The organism is Pseudomonas sp. FP215, from assembly GCF_030687795.1.
Classification (GTDB): Bacteria; Pseudomonadota; Gammaproteobacteria; order Pseudomonadales; family Pseudomonadaceae; genus Aquipseudomonas; species Aquipseudomonas salmasensis.
In genome coordinates this window covers 5,650,054-5,667,618 of record NZ_CP117447.1, presented here as the reverse complement: position 1 = coordinate 5,667,618, position 17,565 = coordinate 5,650,054, and the positions used below count along the sequence as shown (strand labels likewise).

Genomic DNA, 17,565 nt, shown 5'->3' with positions numbered 1-17,565 from the left:
TGACAAACCCATGCCAAAACGTACAGACATAAAAAGCATCCTGATTCTCGGCGCTGGCCCGATCGTGATCGGCCAGGCCTGCGAATTCGACTACTCCGGCGCCCAGGCCTGTAAAGCCCTGCGCGAGGAGGGCTACCGCGTCATCCTGGTGAACTCCAACCCGGCCACCATCATGACCGACCCGGCCATGGCCGACGCCACCTACATCGAGCCGATCAAGTGGCAGACCGTTGCCAAGATCATCGAAAAGGAGCGTCCGGACGCGCTGCTGCCAACCATGGGCGGCCAGACCGCTCTGAACTGCGCCCTGGACCTGGAGCGCGAAGGCGTCCTGGAAAAATTCGGCGTAGAGATGATCGGTGCCAATGCCGACACCATCGACAAGGCTGAAGACCGTTCGCGTTTCGACAAGGCCATGAAGTCTATCGGCCTGGCGTGCCCACGTTCCGGTATCGCCCACAGCATGGAAGAGGCCAACGCGGTCCTCGAGACCCTGGGCTTCCCGTGCATCATCCGTCCGTCCTTCACCATGGGCGGCACCGGTGGCGGTATTGCCTACAACCGTGAAGAGTTCGAAGAAATCTGCGCTCGCGGCCTGGACCTGTCGCCGACCAAAGAGCTGCTGATCGACGAATCCCTGATCGGCTGGAAAGAATATGAGATGGAGGTTGTCCGCGATAAGAAGGACAACTGCATCATCGTCTGCTCCATCGAAAACTTCGACCCGATGGGCGTGCACACCGGTGACTCGATCACCGTGGCGCCAGCACAGACCCTGACCGACAAGGAATACCAGATCCTGCGTAACGCCTCCCTGGCGGTATTGCGTGAGATCGGCGTTGAAACCGGCGGTTCCAACGTTCAGTTCGGCATCTGCCCGGACACCGGCCGCATGGTCGTGATCGAGATGAACCCACGTGTATCGCGTTCTTCGGCGTTGGCCTCGAAAGCGACTGGCTTCCCGATTGCACGTATCGCTGCCAAGCTGGCTATCGGCTACACCCTGGACGAGCTGCAAAACGAAATCACCGGCGGCGCGATGCCGGCGTCTTTCGAGCCGTCTATCGACTACGTCGTGACCAAGCTGCCGCGCTTTGCCTTCGAGAAATTCGCCAAGGCGGATGCACGCCTGACCACCCAGATGAAGTCGGTCGGTGAAGTCATGGCAATCGGCCGCACTTTCCAGGAATCCCTGCAGAAAGCCCTGCGCGGTCTGGAAGTGGGTGTTTGCGGCCTAGACGAGAAGCTCGACCTGAGCAACCCGGAAAGCATGAGCATCCTCAAGCGCGAGCTGACCGTGCCGGGCGCCGAGCGTATCTGGTACGTGGCGGACGCCTTCCGTGCCGGCCTGAGCGTCGAAGATATCTTCGGCATGAACATGATCGACCCGTGGTTCCTGGTGCAGATCGAAGATCTGATCAAGGAAGAAGAGAAGGTCAAGACGCTGGGTCTGTCGTCTATCGACCGCGACTTGATGTTCCGCCTCAAGCGCAAAGGCTTCTCCGACCAGCGTCTGGCCAAGCTGCTGGGTGTGACCGAGAAGAACCTGCGTACTCATCGCCACAAGCTGGATATCTTCCCGGTCTACAAGCGCGTTGACACCTGCGCCGCGGAATTCGCCACCGACACGGCCTACATGTACTCCACCTATGAGGAAGAGTGCGAAGCCGCGCCGACGGGTCGCGACAAGATCATCATTCTGGGTGGCGGTCCGAACCGTATCGGCCAGGGTATCGAGTTCGACTATTGCTGCGTACACGCCGCCCTCGCCCTGCGCGAAGACGGGTACGAGACCATCATGGTCAACTGCAACCCGGAAACGGTTTCCACTGACTACGACACTTCCGACCGCCTGTACTTCGAGCCGGTAACCCTGGAAGACGTCTTGGAAATCTGCCGCGTCGAGAAGCCTAAAGGCGTGATCGTCCAGTACGGCGGCCAGACCCCGCTGAAACTGGCGCGTGCCCTCGAAGCCGCTGGCGTGCCGATCATCGGTACCAGTCCGGATGCAATCGACCGTGCCGAAGACCGTGAGCGTTTCCAGCAAATGGTTGAGCGTCTGAACCTGCGTCAGCCGCCGAACGCCACCGTGCGCAGCGAAGACGAAGCCATCCGTGCGGCCAGCAAGATCGGCTACCCGCTGGTGGTGCGTCCGTCCTACGTACTGGGCGGCCGAGCGATGGAAATCGTCTACGAAGAAGAAGAACTCAAGCGCTACCTGCGTGATGCGGTGAAAGTCTCCAACGACAGCCCGGTGCTGCTGGACCACTTCCTCAACTGCGCCATCGAAATGGACGTGGATGCGGTCTGCGACGGCACCGATGTAGTGATCGGCGCCATCATGCAGCACATCGAACAAGCTGGTGTTCACTCCGGTGACTCGGCCTGCTCGCTGCCGCCGTACTCGCTGCCGGCGCACATCCAGGACGAGATGCGCGAACAGGTCAAGAAGATGGCCCTGGAGCTGGGCGTTGTCGGCCTGATGAACGTACAGTTGGCGCTGCAAGGCGAAGACATCTACGTCATTGAAGTCAACCCGCGTGCTTCGCGTACCGTACCGTTCGTGTCCAAGTGCATCGGTGTGTCCCTGGCGATGATCGCTGCGCGTGTGATGGCCGGTAAGACCCTGAAGGAAATCGGCTTTACCAAGGAAATTATTCCAAACTTCTACAGTGTGAAAGAGGCGGTGTTCCCATTCGCCAAATTCCCTGGCGTGGACCCGATCCTGGGCCCGGAGATGAAGTCCACCGGTGAAGTGATGGGCGTGGGCGATACCTTCGGTGAAGCATTCGCCAAGGCCCAGATGGGCGCCAGCGAAGTGCTGCCGACCGGCGGTACTGCGTTTATCAGCGTGCGTGATGACGACAAGCCACTGGTTGCAGGGGTTGCCCGCGATCTGATCAACTTAGGCTTTGAAGTCGTGGCTACCGCCGGGACCGCCAAGCTGATCGAAGCTGCCGGCCTGAAAGTACGCCGCGTGAACAAGGTGACGGAAGGCCGTCCGCATGTGGTCGACATGATCAAGAATGACGAAGTCACCCTGATCATCAACACCACCGAAGGTCGTCAGTCGATCGCGGACTCCTATTCCATTCGTCGTAATGCCTTGCAGCACAAGATTTACTGCACCACTACCATTGCTGCTGGCGAAGCTATCTGTGAAGCGCTCAAGTTCGGTCCGGAAAAGACCGTGCGTCGCTTGCAGGATCTACACGCAGGATTGAAGGCATGATCAAATACCCAATGACCGTCCAGGGCGCTAAGGCCCTGGAAGAGGAACACGCCCATCTGACCAAGGTCGTACGTCCAAAGCTGAGCCAGGACATCGGTACGGCCCGCGAGCTGGGTGACTTGAAGGAAAACGCCGAATACCACGCTGCTCGCGAGCAGCAGGGTATGGTTGAGGCGCGGATTCGTGACATCGAGGGTCGGATTCAGAATCAGGTCATCATTGATGTCACCTCCATCCCTCATACCGGTAAAGTGATTTTCGGCACCACTGTTGAGATCGCCAACGTCGAGACTGATGAGCGCGTTGTCTATCACATCGTGGGTGAGGATGAAGCTGACTTCAAACTCGGCAAGATCTCTGTTGGTTCGCCGCTGGCCCGCGCCTTGATTGCCAAGGAAGAGGGTGATGTGGTGGCCGTCAAGACGCCGGGTGGCGTGATCGAGTACGAGATTGTCGAAGTTCGTCACATCTGAAAGACGGCGCCCGCTGCGTGCGGGCGCCATGCTTTGGCAGCTCTCTCAGATGCTTTGGGTGGGCGGCCTATGGCTGTTACATATTGGTGTATTGCCGGCGTTGGGCCTGATCGGCCTGGCGCCGCTGCTGATCGATGAGATCGACGGATTGCTGAGTGCGCTGCTGGTGGGTTTTGCGGCGGCGTGCGTGATGCTTCAGGTGTTGGTGCTGGTCAAGGCTGAAGGCCTGAAGAGTTTGTGGCGGGATATTCGCGGGCAACTGCTGTTGATGGCGCTGTATGCATGCGCAATGTTTTGCGTGGTGTATGTGTGGCTGCCGCAAGCGTTGCGCTGGCAGTTATTCAGCTATCTTGTGCTAGGGTTCTCTGGCCTGGTGCTGGTTATGCAACCTGCGCCGGGATGGAGTGGCGGGGCGCGCGAAGCACGCCCTTGACCCTTTTCATCATTTGAAGCGATGAACGTTCGACAGTTGCTTGTTGACGCTGAAGTTCTTGCGATACAGCAGCGCCATCTTGCCGATGACCTGAACCAGGTCCGCTTTGCCCACCTTGCACAATTCTGCAACGGCGGCCAGGCGCGCTTCGCGATCAAGGATGTTGACCTTGATCTTGATCAGTTCGTGATCGTTCAGTGCGCGCTCGAATTCGGCTAGCACACCCTCAGTCAAACCGTTGTCTGCCACAATCAGAACTGGTTTCAGATGGTGGCCAATGGATTTGTACTGTTTCTTCTGCTCTTGAGTGAGCGGCATAATCTGACCCCTGCGTCTGATCTTGTAAAAAGCGGCGGCCAGTTTACCCGAGCGAGTCCGGGACCGCCCAGTTAATCACGACCCGTTTTATTTTTTCGAGGTGGCCCGTGGCCCGTTCCAAAACCAGCCTTAAGTGGCTACAAGAACATTTCAATGATCCTTACGTCAAAAAGGCGCAAAAGGACGGCTATCGTTCCCGTGCCAGCTACAAGCTGCTGGAGATCCAGGACAAGGACAAACTGATCCGTCCAGGCATGAGCGTTATCGATCTCGGTGCGGCCCCCGGTGGCTGGTCCCAGGTGACCAGTCGTCTGATTGGTGGGCAAGGCCGATTGATCGCTTCGGACATCCTTGAGATGGACAGCATCCCGGACGTGACCTTTGTTCACGGCGATTTTACCGAGGACAAGGTATTGGCCGAGATCCTGGAGGCTGTGGGAAATTCGCAGGTAGACCTTGTGATTTCCGACATGGCCCCCAATATGAGTGGATTACCGGCTGTTGATATGCCGCGTGCCATGTTCCTGTGTGAACTGGCGCTGGATTTGGCAGGTCGGGTGTTACGTCCGGGTGGTGATTTCCTGGTGAAGGTGTTCCAGGGCGAAGGTTTCGACGAGTACCACAAGAACATTCGCAAGTTGTTCGACAAGGTGCAGACCCGCAAACCGGACTCTTCCCGTGACCGGTCCAGGGAGCAGTATCTGCTGTGCCGTGGCTACCGCGGCGTCGAAGGCGCGGCGAGCGAAGAGCGTTTTTGAGAAATTCGAGGAGGGCGATAGGTTTTTTTATATCGCTTTCGTCACGAAGCTTTACGAATATTGCGTAGTCAAAGTTTCACAAAGGGTTACAGACGGCGCCTGCCAGAGTTGTAGGTAATGTAGTAAGTTAGGCCGGTGAATATCATGCGAAGCGCGCGCCAGTAGCGGAGCTTGCTTCAGAGGGTAGTTAATTGAACGATATGGCAAAGAATCTGATCCTGTGGTTGATCATCGCGGCTGTCCTGGTGACGGTGATGAACAACTTCTCCAGCCCTAACGAGCCGCAGACCCTCAACTATTCCGACTTCATCCAGCAAGTTAAGGATGGCAAGGTCGAGCGCGTAGCGGTTGATGGCTACGTGATTACCGGTAAGCGCAACGATGGCGACAGCTTCAAGACCATTCGTCCTGCCATTCAGGACAACGGTCTCATCGGTGACCTGGTGGATAACAAGGTCGTTGTGGAAGGCAAGCAGCCTGAACAGCAAAGCATCTGGACTCAACTCCTGGTGGCCAGCTTCCCGATCCTGGTGATTATCGCCGTGTTCATGTTCTTCATGCGCCAGATGCAAGGCGGTGCGGGAGGCAAGGGCGGGCCGATGAGCTTTGGTAAAAGCAAGGCGCGCCTGCTCTCCGAAGACCAGGTAAAAACCACTTTGGCTGACGTTGCAGGTTGCGACGAAGCCAAGGAAGAAGTCGGCGAGTTGGTCGAGTTCCTGCGTGATCCGGGCAAATTCCAGCGCCTGGGTGGCCGTATTCCTCGCGGTGTGCTGATGGTGGGGCCACCGGGTACCGGTAAAACCTTGCTGGCCAAGGCGATTGCCGGCGAAGCCAAGGTGCCTTTCTTCACAATTTCCGGTTCTGACTTCGTCGAAATGTTTGTCGGCGTCGGCGCCAGCCGTGTTCGCGATATGTTCGAGCAGGCCAAGAAGCACGCGCCATGCATCATCTTCATCGACGAAATCGATGCCGTTGGTCGCCATCGTGGCGCTGGCATGGGTGGCGGTCACGATGAGCGTGAGCAGACCCTCAACCAGTTGCTGGTAGAGATGGATGGTTTCGAGATGAATGACGGCATTATCGTCATCGCCGCAACCAACCGTCCGGACGTGCTGGACCCTGCGTTGCTGCGTCCGGGCCGTTTCGACCGCCAGGTTGTGGTCGGCCTGCCGGACATCCGTGGCCGTGAGCAGATCCTGAAAGTACACATGCGCAAGGTGCCGATGGGTGACGACGTAGCTCCGGCTGTGATCGCCCGTGGTACTCCTGGCTTCTCCGGTGCTGACCTGGCAAACCTGGTCAACGAGGCTTCGCTGTTCGCTGCCCGTACTGGCAAGCGCATCGTTGAGATGAAAGAGTTCGAATTGGCGAAAGACAAGATCATGATGGGCGCCGAGCGCAAATCCATGGTCATGTCCGAGAAAGAGAAGCAGAACACCGCTTATCACGAGGCCGGTCACGCCATTGTAGGTCGCGTTGTGCCAGAGCATGACCCCGTCTACAAAGTGTCGATCATTCCCCGTGGTCGGGCACTGGGCGTGACCATGTTCCTGCCGGAAGAGGATCGCTACAGCCTCTCCAAGCGTGCGCTGATCAGCCAGATCTGTTCGCTGTATGGTGGCCGTATTGCTGAAGAAATGACCCTCGGCTTCGACGGTGTGACCACTGGCGCCTCCAACGACATCATGCGTGCCAGCCAGATCGCACGAAACATGGTGACCAAGTGGGGCTTGTCGGAAAAACTCGGCCCATTGATGTACGCCGAAGAAGAAGGCGAAGTGTTCCTGGGTCGTGGCGGCGGTGGGCAAAGCGCCAGCTTCTCGGGTGAGACAGCCAAACTGATCGACTCCGAGGTTCGCAGCATCATTGACCAGTGCTACGGCACGGCCAAGCAGATCCTGACTGACAACCGTGACAAGCTGGACGCCATGGCTGATGCGTTGATGAAGTACGAAACCATCGACGCCGACCAGATCGACGACATCATGGCGGGCCGTGCGCCGCGTGAACCGCGTGACTGGGAAGGTGGTTCGGGTACTTCGGGCACTCCGCCTGTGGTGCAAAATGAGCGCCCTGAAACGCCTATCGGCGGCCCGGCAGCTGATCACTAAGGTTTGAAATGACTTCTGCTTTGTCCTCTACCCGGTTGCCTTGCGGCAACCGGGTTCTTGATTTGGCCCGGACGCATGTCATGGGCATCCTCAATGTAACCCCTGACTCCTTTTCCGACGGTGGCCGCTTCAGCCAGCTGGACGCCGCGTTGCGCCACGCCGAGGCGATGGTGGCTGCCGGTGCGACGTTGATTGATGTGGGAGGGGAATCGACCCGCCCTGGCGCCCGCGTTGTTTCTCCATTGGAGGAACTGGAGCGGGTGGCGCCGGTGGTTGAGCGTATTGCCCGTGAGCTGGATGTCATCATCTCGGTAGACACCTCCACCCCGGCAGTGATGCGCGAAACCGCGCGTCTCGGAGCGGGGTTGATCAATGATGTGCGTTCGCTTCAGCGCGACGGCGCCCTTGATGCGGCCGCTGCAACCGGCTTGCCTGTCTGCCTGATGCATATGCTGGGTGAGCCCGGCAACATGCAGGACAATCCGCATTACGACGACCTGGTTGGCGAGGTGAGTGGGTTTCTTGCTGAGAGGGTTGCCCAGTGTGTAGCTGTGGGTATTGCGCCCGAACAGATCATCCTTGATCCGGGGTTTGGCTTTGCCAAGACCTTGCAGCACAATCTAAGCCTGTTCAAACACATGGAAGCCTTGCACGCCCTTGGTCGCCCGCTGTTGGTCGGCGTTTCGCGCAAGAGCATGATAGGGCTCGCCTTGAATCGCCCGGTCGGCGAACGCCTGTATGGCGGCCTGGCGCTTGCGGCGCTTGCCGTGACCAAGGGCGCACGTATTTTGCGTGTGCATGATGTCGCCGAAACGGTCGATGTGGTGCGCATGCTCGCTGCTGTAGAATCAGCCGAATAAGAATGATGGAGCACTTATGACTAAGAAATATTTTGGCACCGACGGCATTCGTGGTCGGGTCGGCGAATTCCCGATCACCCCTGACTTCATGCTCAAGCTGGGTTGGGCGGCAGGCATGGCGTTCCGTAGCATGGGCGCGTGTCGCATCCTGGTGGGCAAGGACACCCGTATTTCGGGCTACATGTTTGAATCCGCGCTGGAGGCCGGCCTGTCCGCCGCCGGCGCCGACGTGATGCTGCTGGGCCCTATGCCCACGCCGGCAATCGCTTACCTGACGCGTACCTTCCACGCTGAAGCCGGTATTGTGATCAGCGCCTCCCACAATCCTCATGATGACAATGGCATCAAGTTTTTCTCGGGCCAGGGTACCAAACTGCCTGACGAGATCGAGCTGATGATCGAAGAGCTGTTGGATGCGCCGATGACGGTGGTTGAGTCCAGCAAGCTGGGCAAGGTGTCGCGCATTAACGACGCGTCAGGTCGCTATATCGAATTTTGTAAAAGCAGTGTTCCGAGCAGCACCAATTTTGCAGGCTTGAAGATTGTTGTCGATTGCGCCCATGGGGCGACCTACAAGGTGGCGCCGAGCGTCTTCAAGGAACTGGGTGCACAGGTCACCGTGCTGTCGGCTCAGCCTAACGGCTTGAACATCAACGACAATTGCGGTTCCACCCACATGGAGCAGCTGCAGGCTGCTGTGCTGGCTGAGCATGCGGACCTGGGCATCGCTTTTGACGGCGATGGCGACCGCGTCCTGATGGTGGATCACACCGGCACGATCGTGGATGGTGATGACCTGTTGTTCATCATTGCCCGTGACCTGCATGAGCGTAACAAGCTGCAAGGTGGCGTGGTCGGCACCCTGATGAGTAATCTCGGGCTGGAATTGGCGTTGGCAGAACTGGGGATTCCCTTTATTCGCGCCAATGTCGGTGACCGCTACGTGATCGCCGAGCTGCTGGAGCGTAACTGGTTGGTTGGCGGTGAGAATTCCGGTCATGTGGTCTGCTTCCAGCACACCACCACGGGTGACGCGATCATCGCCGCGCTACAGGTGCTGTTGGCCCTGCGTCGCCGCGAGGAGAGCCTGGCCCAGGCACGCCAAGCCCTGCGCAAGTGCCCGCAAGTGCTGCTCAATGTGCGTTTTGCCGGTGGCGAAAACCCCATCGAGCACCCTGCTGTCAAAGAGGCTTGCGAACGCGTGACCCAGGCAATGGCGGGGCGCGGGCGTGTGTTGCTGCGCAAGTCCGGCACAGAGCCGTTGGTGCGCGTGATGGTCGAAGGCGAGGACGAAACACAGGTTCGCGGCCATGCCGAAGACCTGGCAAAACTGGTAACTGAAGTTTGCGCCTGAATTCGGCTTGCCAGTGGTGATGTGGTTGGGTAACATCTGCGCCCACTTTGACCGACGGGGTACAGCATGCGTCGCACTATGGTAGCTGGTAACTGGAAGATGCACGGTACCCGCGCCAGTGTCGCTGAGCTGATCAACGGCCTTCGTCACTTGGCCTTGCCTAGCGGTGTTGACGTCGCGGTGTTCCCGCCTTGCTTGCATATCAACCAAGTGGTTGATGGCTTGAAAGGTAAGTCGATTCAGGTCGGCGCGCAGAACTCTGCGGTAGAGCCGATGCAAGGTGCGTTGACCGGCGAGATTTCGCCGAGTCAGCTGGTTGATGCGGGTTGTTCCTATGTGCTTGTCGGGCACTCCGAGCGTCGCCAGATGATGGGCGAGCGGGATGGGACGCTCAACCGCAAGTTCGCCGCAGCACAGGCTTGTGGCTTGATTCCGGTGTTGTGCATTGGGGAGACCCTTGAGCAGCGCGAATCGGGCAAGACTCTTGAAGTTGTCTCGCGTCAGCTGGGCAGCATCATCGAGGAGCTGGGTGTAGGTGCATTTGCAAAAGCAGTTATTGCTTACGAGCCGGTCTGGGCCATTGGCACCGGGCTGACTGCTACACCGCAACAGGCGCAGGATGTGCACGCAGCCATCCGCGCGCAGTTGGCGGCAGAGAATTCTGAAGTCGCACAAGGTGTGCGGCTTCTATACGGCGGCAGCGTGAAGGCGGCCAATGCGGTCGAACTGTTCGGCATGCCGGATATCGATGGGGGGCTCATTGGTGGAGCTTCCCTGAATGCAGATGAGTTCGGTGCGATTTGTCGCGCCGCGGGAAACTGAAAAAATGCTGGAAACAGTCGTAGTCGTTTTTCATCTGTTGGCTGCCCTGAGCGTAGTTGCTCTGGTTTTGTTGCAACAGGGTAAAGGTGCGGATGCTGGTGCGTCTTTCGGTGCAGGTGCTTCAAATACTGTGTTCGGAAGCCAAGGTTCCTCTACCTTTCTTAGTAAGTTTACTGCTATACTTGCCGCAGGTTTCTTCATAACCAGCTTAGGGTTAGGTTACTTTGCTAAAGAGAAAGCTCATGTGCTGACTCAAGTAGGTTTGCCAAACCCAGCAGTGTTGGAAGTTCCAAAAGCAAAACCGGCTTCTGATGATGTCCCGGTGCTTCAAGAGCAAAAGTCGGCTACTCCAGCGACTGACGTACCTCCAGCTCAAGAGCAGAAGTAAGAAGGGTTGTAAACGCTGTATTGCCGAGGTGGTGGAATTGGTAGACACGCAACCTTGAGGTGGTTGTGCCCATAGGGTGTAGGGGTTCGAGTCCCCTTCTCGGTACCAATTATCAGGAGAGCCCGCTGTTGCGGGCTTTCTTGTAGGTGGAAGGTTACATTGACCCTGTAAGGGATCGGTCGTATACTTCCGCCCCAGCTTTGTCGCGGGGTGGAGCAGTCTGGTAGCTCGTCGGGCTCATAACCCGAAGGTCGTCGGTTCAAATCCGGCCCCCGCAACCAGTTTTAGCGGAGCCCCTTTTAAGGGGCTTTTTGTTAGCTGGACACTTTCAACGCCGCTGTTCGACGGCGTTTCAAGGATGGGCGTTTCGCCCATTTTTTTATTTTGCACAGCATGCACATACATGCACGAGGGGGTTCAGGTGTCGAGCAAGCTAGAAGAGTTGCAGGCCTTGTTGGCCCCGGTGGTCGTGGCCCTAGGCTATGAATGCTGGGGTATTGAGTTTTCGGCTCAAGGTCGCCACTCAATGTTGCGCGTTTATATCGATAAAGAGGGCGGCGTGCTGGTGGACGATTGTGCCATCGTCAGCCGTCAGATCAGCGGTGTGCTGGATGTTGAAGATCCAATCTCCGTTGAATACACCCTTGAGGTTTCCTCGCCAGGCATGGAACGCCCACTGTTCACTCTCGAGCAGTTTGCTAAATATGCCGGTGAACAAGTGAAGATCAAGCTGCGCTCCCCCTTTGAAGGGCGACGCAACTTTCAGGGCCTTCTGCGCAGTGTAGAAGATCAGGATGTCGTGGTGCAGGTAGAAGACCATGAGTTCCTGTTGCCGATCGATATGATCGACAAGGCCAACATTATTCCCAGTTTTGACTGAGACGCGGATCCCGCGGATCCAATGGCTTGCGAAAGGCGAGGCGTACGATGAGCAAAGAAGTACTGCTGGTTGTTGAGTCGGTATCCAATGAAAAGGGTGTACCGGCAAGCGTGATTTTTGAAGCGTTGGAGCTGGCCCTGGCCACTGCTACCAAGAAACGTTTTGAAGACGAAGTAGATCTGCGTGTGGAAATCAACCGCCACACCGGTGCCTATGAGACTTTCCGTCGCTGGACGGTGGTCGAAGAGGACGATCTTGATGATCCGGCCATCGAAACCTGGCCAAGCAAGGTTGCGCAAACGCATCCGGGCGCTCAGGTTGGCGATGTTGTCGAAGAAAAGATCGAGTCGATCGAATTCGGCCGTATTGCTGCACAGACCGCCAAGCAGGTCATCGTGCAGAAGGTTCGCGAAGCCGAGCGCGCTCAAGTCGTTGACGCCTATCGCGAACGCCTGGGTGAAATCATCTCTGGCACCGTGAAAAAAGTTACCCGCGACAACGTGATCGTCGACCTGGGCAACAACGCCGAAGCGTTGCTGGCCCGCGAAGACATCATCTCTCGCGAAACCTTCCGTGTCGGCGTGCGCTTGCGTGCGCTGCTCAAGGAAATCCGCACCGAGAACCGCGGCCCACAGTTGATCCTGTCGCGTACCGCGCCGGAAATGCTGATCGAGCTGTTCCGTATCGAAGTGCCGGAAATCGCCGAAGGCCTGATCGAAGTGATGGCTGCGTCCCGTGACCCGGGTTCGCGTGCCAAGATCGCGGTCCGCTCCAAGGACAAACGCATCGACCCGCAAGGCGCTTGCATCGGTATGCGCGGTTCGCGCGTCCAGGCAGTGTCGGGCGAATTGGGCGGTGAGCGTGTGGACATCGTCCTGTGGGACGATAACCCGGCGCAGTTCGTGATCAACGCCATGTCGCCAGCTGAAGTGGCGGCAATTATCGTTGACGAAGATGCCCATGCAATGGACATCGCCGTTGGCGCAGACAATCTGGCTCAGGCCATTGGTCGTGGTGGTCAGAACGTGCGTCTGGCCAGCCAACTGACCGGCTGGACCCTGAACGTGATGACCGAATCGGACATCCAGGCTAAGCAGCAAGCTGAAACCGGTGACATCCTGCGCAACTTCATCGAAGAGTTGGAAGTCGATGAAGAACTGGCACAGGTGCTGGTAGATGAAGGCTTCACCAGCCTGGAAGAGATTGCCTACGTACCGTTGGAAGAAATGCTCAACATCGACGGCTTTGACGAGGATATCGTCAACGAGCTCCGCGCTCGGGCCAAGGATCGTTTGTTGACTAAAGCCATCGCTACTGAGGAAAAGCTGGCAGACGCCCATCCGGCCGAAGACCTGCTCTCGCTTGAGGGTATGGACAAGGATTTGGCGATGGAACTGGCGGTGCGCGGCGTAATTACCCGCGAAGACCTGGCCGAGCAGTCTATTGACGATCTGCTCGACATCGACGGCATTGACGAAGATCGTGCCGGCAAGTTGATCATGGCCGCCCGAGCCCATTGGTTCGAGTAATTAGGCGCGGCCTGAGGAGAGAAGTGCATGACGCAAGTCACGGTGAAACAACTGGCCGATGAGGTCAAAACACCGGTAGAGCGCCTGTTGCAGCAGATGCGTGAGGCAGGTCTGCCGCACACCGCCGCCGATGAAGGTGTGAGCGATAGTGAGAAGCAGTCTTTGCTGACTCACTTGAAGAGCAGCCACAAGGCGAAAGTGGAAGAACCGCGCAAGATTACATTGCAGCGCAAAACCACCAGCACCCTGCGGGTTGCGGGTAGCAAGAGCATCAGCGTTGAAGTACGCAAGAAGAAAGTCTTCGTACAGCGCAGCCCGGAAGAAATCGAAGCCGAGCGCAAACGCGAGCTGGAAGAACGTCGCGCAGTAGAAAACGCTGCACGTCAGAAGGCTGAAGAAGAAGCCAAGCGTCGCGCCGAAGAAGAAGCGCGTCGCCAGCCTGCTGCTGCGCAACCTGCTGCCACTGACGCGGTCGCCGCCCCTGTTGAAGCTGTGCGTGAGGCTGCCCCGGCTGCCGCTGCACCTGCTCCTGCAGCAGACGCCCGCAAGCGCGACGAACCTCGTCGTCCGGACAAACCACGTGCTGACGACAACAATCGTCGCGGTGGTGGTGGCGATGGCGAGCGTAAAAACGCTCCGCACCGCGCCTCGGTCAAAGAGAAAGCGCCTGCGCCACGCGTTGCCCCACGTACCACCGACGAAGAAAGCGATGGCTTCCGTCGTGGTGGTCGCGGCAAAGCCAAGCTGAAGAAGCGCAACGCCCACGGTTTCCAGAGCCCAACCGGCCCTGTCGTGCGTGAAGTGAAGATCGGCGAGACCATCACTGTGGGCGATCTGGCCCAGCAGATGTCGGTCAAGGCTGCTGAAATCATCAAGTTCATGTTCAAGCTGGGCACTCCAGCCACCATCAACCAGGTACTGGACCAGGAAACTGCCCAGTTGGTTGCTGAAGAGCTGGGCCACAAAGTGACCCTGGTCAGCGACACCGCCCTGGAAGATTCCCTGGCCGAGTCCCTGAAGTTTGAAGGTGAAGCGGTATCCCGTGCGCCGGTTGTGACCGTAATGGGCCACGTTGACCACGGTAAGACTTCCCTGCTCGACTACATCCGTCGTGCCAAGGTTGCCGCAGGCGAAGCCGGTGGTATTACCCAGCACATCGGTGCATACCACGTTGAAACCGAGCGCGGCATGGTCACCTTCCTCGACACCCCAGGTCACGCCGCGTTTACCGCAATGCGTGCCCGTGGTGCCAAGGCGACCGACATCGTGATCCTGGTGGTTGCAGCGGACGACGGCGTAATGCCGCAGACCATTGAAGCTGTCCAGCACGCCAAGGCTGCCGGTGTTCCTCTGGTCGTTGCCGTGAACAAAATCGACAAGCCGGGCGCTGATCTCGATCGCATCCGTAGCGAACTGTCGGTTCACGGCGTGACGTCCGAGGAATGGGGTGGCGAGACGCCATTCGTATCGGTCTCGGCGAAAATGGGTACCGGCGTTGACGAACTGCTCGAAGCAGTCCTGTTGCAAGCCGAAGTCCTGGAACTGACCGCTACTCCATCGGCTCCTGGCCGTGGCGTCGTGGTTGAGTCCCGTCTCGACAAGGGCCGTGGCCCGGTTGCTACCGTGCTGGTTCAAGACGGTACCCTGCGCCAAGGCGACATGGTGCTGGTCGGTTCGAACTACGGCCGTGTACGTGCCATGCTCGACGAGAACGGCAAGCCAATCAAGGAAGCCGGTCCTGCCATCCCAGTCGAGATTCTCGGCCTGGACGGTACGCCGGACGCTGGCGACGAGATGAGCGTAGTGGCTGACGAGAAGAAAGCCCGTGAAGTGGCTCTGTTCCGTCAAGGCAAGTTCCGCGAGGTCAAGCTGGCCCGTGCTCACGCCGGCAAGCTGGAAAACATCTTCGAGAACATGGGCCAGGAAGAGAAGAAGACGCTTAACATCGTCCTCAAGTCTGACGTTCGTGGTTCCCTCGAAGCGTTGAACGGCGCCTTGAACGGCCTGGGTAACGACGAAGTGCAAGTGCGCGTTGTCGGTGGCGGTGTCGGTGGTATCACCGAATCCGACGCCAACCTGGCACTGGCTTCCAACGCTGTACTGTTCGGCTTCAACGTGCGTGCCGATGCTGGCGCTCGCAAGATCGTCGAGCAGGAAGGCCTGGACATGCGTTACTACAACGTCATCTACGACATCATCGAAGACGTCAAGAAAGCCCTTACCGGCATGCTTGGCAGCGACGTCCGGGAGAACATCCTGGGTATCGCCGAGGTGCGTGACGTGTTCCGCTCGCCGAAATTCGGTGCGATCGCCGGCTGTATGGTGGTTGAAGGCACTGTGTACCGTAACCGTCCAATCCGTGTACTGCGTGAAGACATCGTTATCTTCGAAGGCGAGCTGGAATCCCTGCGCCGCTTCAAGGATGACGCTGCCGAAGTACGTGCCGGCATGGAATGCGGTATCGGCGTCAAGAGCTACAACGACGTCAAGGTTGGCGACAAGATCGAAGTCTTCGAGAAGGTTCAGGTTGCTCGCAGCCTCTAACTCGCGCACTTCAGGAGCCGCGCAGCGTGTGGGCATGCAGATGCCCCGCGCAGCGTCAGGACTCTAAACGCAACGCCCGGTCTGGCTTTTGTCAGGCCGGGCGTTTGCCGCTTTCAGACCCCACGGGTTTCACCGTGTGGCAGTAACAGGTAACAAGACATGGCAAAAGAATACAGCCGTACCCAGCGTATCGGCGATCAGATGCAGCGTGAGCTGGCCCAGCTGATCCGCCGCGAAGTCAAAGACCCACGCGTTGGCCTGGTCACCATTACCGCTGTTGAAGTGAGCCGTGACGTGGGTCACGCCAAGATCTTCATCACCGTGATGGGGCAGGACAACAGCGAAGAAATCGCGCAAAGCATCAAGGTGCTCAACTCTGCCGCAGGCTTCCTGCGTATGCAGTTGGCCCGTGAAATGAAGCTGCGCAGCGTTCCGCAGTTGCACTTCCACTACGACGAAAGCGTCGTGCGTGGCGCGCACCTGTCGGCCCTGATCGAACGCGCCGTGGCTGAAGACAGCCAGCATCCGTCCACACCTGACGACGCCAAGGAGTAAGCGGTGGCTCAGGTCAAACGTATCCGTCGCAACGTCAGTGGCATCATTCTGCTCGACAAACCCATTGGCTTTACCTCCAATGCCGCGTTGCAGAAGGTTCGCTGGCTGCTCAATGCCGAGAAGGCCGGGCATACCGGCAGCCTTGATCCATTGGCCACCGGTGTATTGCCGTTGTGCTTTGGCGAGGCCACCAAGTTTTCGCAATACCTGCTGGATTCCGACAAGGGTTACGAAACCCTGATGCAACTGGGCAAGACCACCACCACGGCAGATGCCGAAGGTGATGTTTTGCAGGTTCGCGACGTGACCGTTGGTCGTGCGGATATCGAAGCTGCCTTACCCGCTTTTCGTGGGCAAATCAGTCAGATACCGCCGATGTACTCGGCACTCAAGCGTGATGGCCAGCCACTTTACAAGCTGGCACGTGCGGGCGAAGTAGTGGAGCGCGAACCGCGTTCTGTTACTATTGCGCGCTTGGAATTGCTCGCTTGTGAAGGCGACACTGCCCGTTTGGCCGTGGACTGCAGCAAAGGCACCTATATCCGTACCCTGGTGGAAGATATTGGTGAAAAGCTCGGTTGCGGCGCGTACGTTGCAGAACTGCGACGCACCCAGGCCGGGCCTTTCAGCCTGGCCCAGACGGTCACGTTGGAAGAGTTGGAAGCGGTACATGCCGAAGGCGGCAATGAAGCGGTTGATCGCTTCCTGATGCCATCGGACAGCGGTTTGCTCGATTGGCCGCTGCTGCACTTCTCGGAGCACAGCGCGTTCTACTGGCTCAACGGCCAGCCGGTACGCGCCCCGGATGCCCCGAAGTTCGGCATGGTGCGAGTACAGGATCATAACGGTCGCTTTATCGGTATCGGTGAAGTGAGCGAAGACGGGCGCATCGCGCCGCGTCGGCTGATTCGGTCAGAATGACCGGACGAGTGTGGCTGTTAACAGGCATGGTCACTACTCATTTTTAGATACAGGGATTTGTCCCTGGCCTGTTGAAACTGCCCTTTGGGTGGTTTCCTGAAAAAAGGATTGCCTCATGGCTCTCGACGTTCAAGAAAAAGCACAAATCGTAGCTGACTATCAGCAAGCTGTTGGTGACACTGGTTCGCCAGAAGTGCAAGTTGCACTGCTGACCCACAACATCAACAAACTGCAAGGTCACTTCAAGGCCAACGGTAAAGACCACCACTCCCGTCGTGGTCTGATCCGCATGGTAAACCAGCGCCGTAAGCTGCTGGACTACCTGAAAGGCAAGGATCTGGGTCGTTATCAGACTCTGATCGGTCGCCTGGGTCTGCGTCGCTAATA

General features: G+C 58.0%; 16 protein-coding genes and 2 tRNA genes. 17 read left to right on the top strand and 1 reads right to left on the bottom strand.

Features of this window, described 5'->3' with window-relative positions; translation table 11 throughout:
- The first annotated feature begins 10 nt into the window (after nucleotides 1-10).
- The 3 genes from carB to PSH76_RS25670 are packed head-to-tail and all read left to right on the top strand — an operon-like array spanning nucleotide 11 to nucleotide 4,138.
- Complete coding sequence (carB, locus tag PSH76_RS25680) at nucleotides 11-3,232, top strand: carbamoyl-phosphate synthase large subunit (protein WP_003194205.1); 3,222 nt, start codon at nucleotides 11-13, stop codon at nucleotides 3,230-3,232.
- A complete protein-coding gene (gene greA / locus PSH76_RS25675; protein WP_003194203.1) occupies nucleotides 3,229-3,705 on the top strand; it encodes a transcription elongation factor GreA in 477 nt (158 codons plus the stop codon). Before carB ends, greA begins: the two co-directional genes overlap by 4 nt.
- A gap of 28 nt (nucleotides 3,706-3,733) precedes the next feature.
- Nucleotides 3,734-4,138, top strand: a complete 405-nt coding sequence (locus PSH76_RS25670) for an MFS transporter (protein ID WP_305493103.1) — start codon at nucleotides 3,734-3,736, stop codon at nucleotides 4,136-4,138.
- A gap of 9 nt (nucleotides 4,139-4,147) precedes the next feature.
- Here the strand turns inward: PSH76_RS25670 and PSH76_RS25665 are convergent, their stop codons facing one another.
- A complete protein-coding gene (locus PSH76_RS25665) occupies nucleotides 4,148-4,456 on the bottom strand; it encodes a YhbY family RNA-binding protein (RefSeq protein ID WP_003176146.1) in 309 nt (102 codons plus the stop codon).
- A 107-nt stretch (nucleotides 4,457-4,563) separates the two neighbouring features.
- Between PSH76_RS25665 and rlmE the strand changes: the two genes are divergently transcribed.
- The 14 genes from rlmE to rpsO all read left to right on the top strand — a co-directional run bounded on the left by rlmE (nucleotide 4,564) and on the right by rpsO (nucleotide 17,563).
- Nucleotides 4,564-5,214, top strand: coding sequence for a 23S rRNA (uridine(2552)-2'-O)-methyltransferase RlmE (gene rlmE / locus PSH76_RS25660; RefSeq protein WP_003194199.1), 651 nt, complete (start codon nucleotides 4,564-4,566; stop codon nucleotides 5,212-5,214).
- Nucleotides 5,215-5,414: 200 nt separating this feature from the next.
- Nucleotides 5,415-7,325 carry an ATP-dependent zinc metalloprotease FtsH gene (gene ftsH, locus PSH76_RS25655; RefSeq protein WP_032895273.1) on the top strand — a complete coding sequence of 637 codons (1,911 nt, stop codon included), beginning with the start codon at nucleotides 5,415-5,417 and terminating at the stop codon, nucleotides 7,323-7,325.
- A gap of 8 nt (nucleotides 7,326-7,333) precedes the next feature.
- Complete coding sequence (gene folP / locus PSH76_RS25650) at nucleotides 7,334-8,185, top strand: dihydropteroate synthase (protein WP_032895274.1); 852 nt, start codon at nucleotides 7,334-7,336, stop codon at nucleotides 8,183-8,185.
- A gap of 16 nt (nucleotides 8,186-8,201) precedes the next feature.
- Nucleotides 8,202-9,539: a phosphoglucosamine mutase gene (gene glmM, locus PSH76_RS25645; protein WP_003194195.1), complete on the top strand. Its 1,338-nt coding sequence runs from the start codon at nucleotides 8,202-8,204 to the stop codon at nucleotides 9,537-9,539.
- Nucleotides 9,540-9,605: 66 nt separating this feature from the next.
- Nucleotides 9,606-10,361 (top strand): triose-phosphate isomerase, encoded by a 756-nt coding sequence (tpiA, locus tag PSH76_RS25640; protein WP_003194193.1) that lies wholly within the window; start codon nucleotides 9,606-9,608, stop codon nucleotides 10,359-10,361.
- Nucleotides 10,362-10,365: 4 nt separating this feature from the next.
- Nucleotides 10,366-10,749 (top strand): preprotein translocase subunit SecG, encoded by a 384-nt coding sequence (gene secG, locus PSH76_RS25635; protein ID WP_003194191.1) that lies wholly within the window; start codon nucleotides 10,366-10,368, stop codon nucleotides 10,747-10,749.
- Nucleotides 10,750-10,771: 22 nt separating this feature from the next.
- Nucleotides 10,772-10,857: transfer RNA gene (locus PSH76_RS25630), tRNA-Leu, on the top strand.
- Nucleotides 10,858-10,953: 96 nt separating this feature from the next.
- Nucleotides 10,954-11,030 (top strand) — tRNA-Met (locus PSH76_RS25625).
- 140 nt (nucleotides 11,031-11,170) lie between these two features.
- Nucleotides 11,171-11,629, top strand: coding sequence for a ribosome maturation factor RimP (rimP, locus tag PSH76_RS25620; RefSeq protein WP_032897769.1), 459 nt, complete (start codon nucleotides 11,171-11,173; stop codon nucleotides 11,627-11,629).
- Between the two features lie 47 nt (nucleotides 11,630-11,676).
- The gene (gene nusA, locus PSH76_RS25615; RefSeq protein ID WP_003194187.1) at nucleotides 11,677-13,158 is read left to right on the top strand and encodes a transcription termination factor NusA; all 1,482 of its coding nucleotides are present in this window, start codon (nucleotides 11,677-11,679) and stop codon (nucleotides 13,156-13,158) included.
- A 27-nt stretch (nucleotides 13,159-13,185) separates the two neighbouring features.
- The gene (gene infB / locus PSH76_RS25610) at nucleotides 13,186-15,702 is read left to right on the top strand and encodes a translation initiation factor IF-2 (RefSeq protein WP_003194185.1); all 2,517 of its coding nucleotides are present in this window, start codon (nucleotides 13,186-13,188) and stop codon (nucleotides 15,700-15,702) included.
- A gap of 159 nt (nucleotides 15,703-15,861) precedes the next feature.
- Entirely contained in the window at nucleotides 15,862-16,257 is a 396-nt protein-coding gene (rbfA, locus tag PSH76_RS25605; RefSeq protein ID WP_098950351.1) for a 30S ribosome-binding factor RbfA, read from the top strand.
- A gap of 3 nt (nucleotides 16,258-16,260) precedes the next feature.
- The gene (gene truB / locus PSH76_RS25600) at nucleotides 16,261-17,178 is read left to right on the top strand and encodes a tRNA pseudouridine(55) synthase TruB (RefSeq protein ID WP_014719950.1); all 918 of its coding nucleotides are present in this window, start codon (nucleotides 16,261-16,263) and stop codon (nucleotides 17,176-17,178) included.
- Between the two features lie 115 nt (nucleotides 17,179-17,293).
- Nucleotides 17,294-17,563, top strand: a complete 270-nt coding sequence (gene rpsO / locus PSH76_RS25595) for a 30S ribosomal protein S15 (RefSeq protein WP_003177875.1) — start codon at nucleotides 17,294-17,296, stop codon at nucleotides 17,561-17,563.
- Nucleotides 17,564-17,565 lie beyond the last annotated feature (2 nt).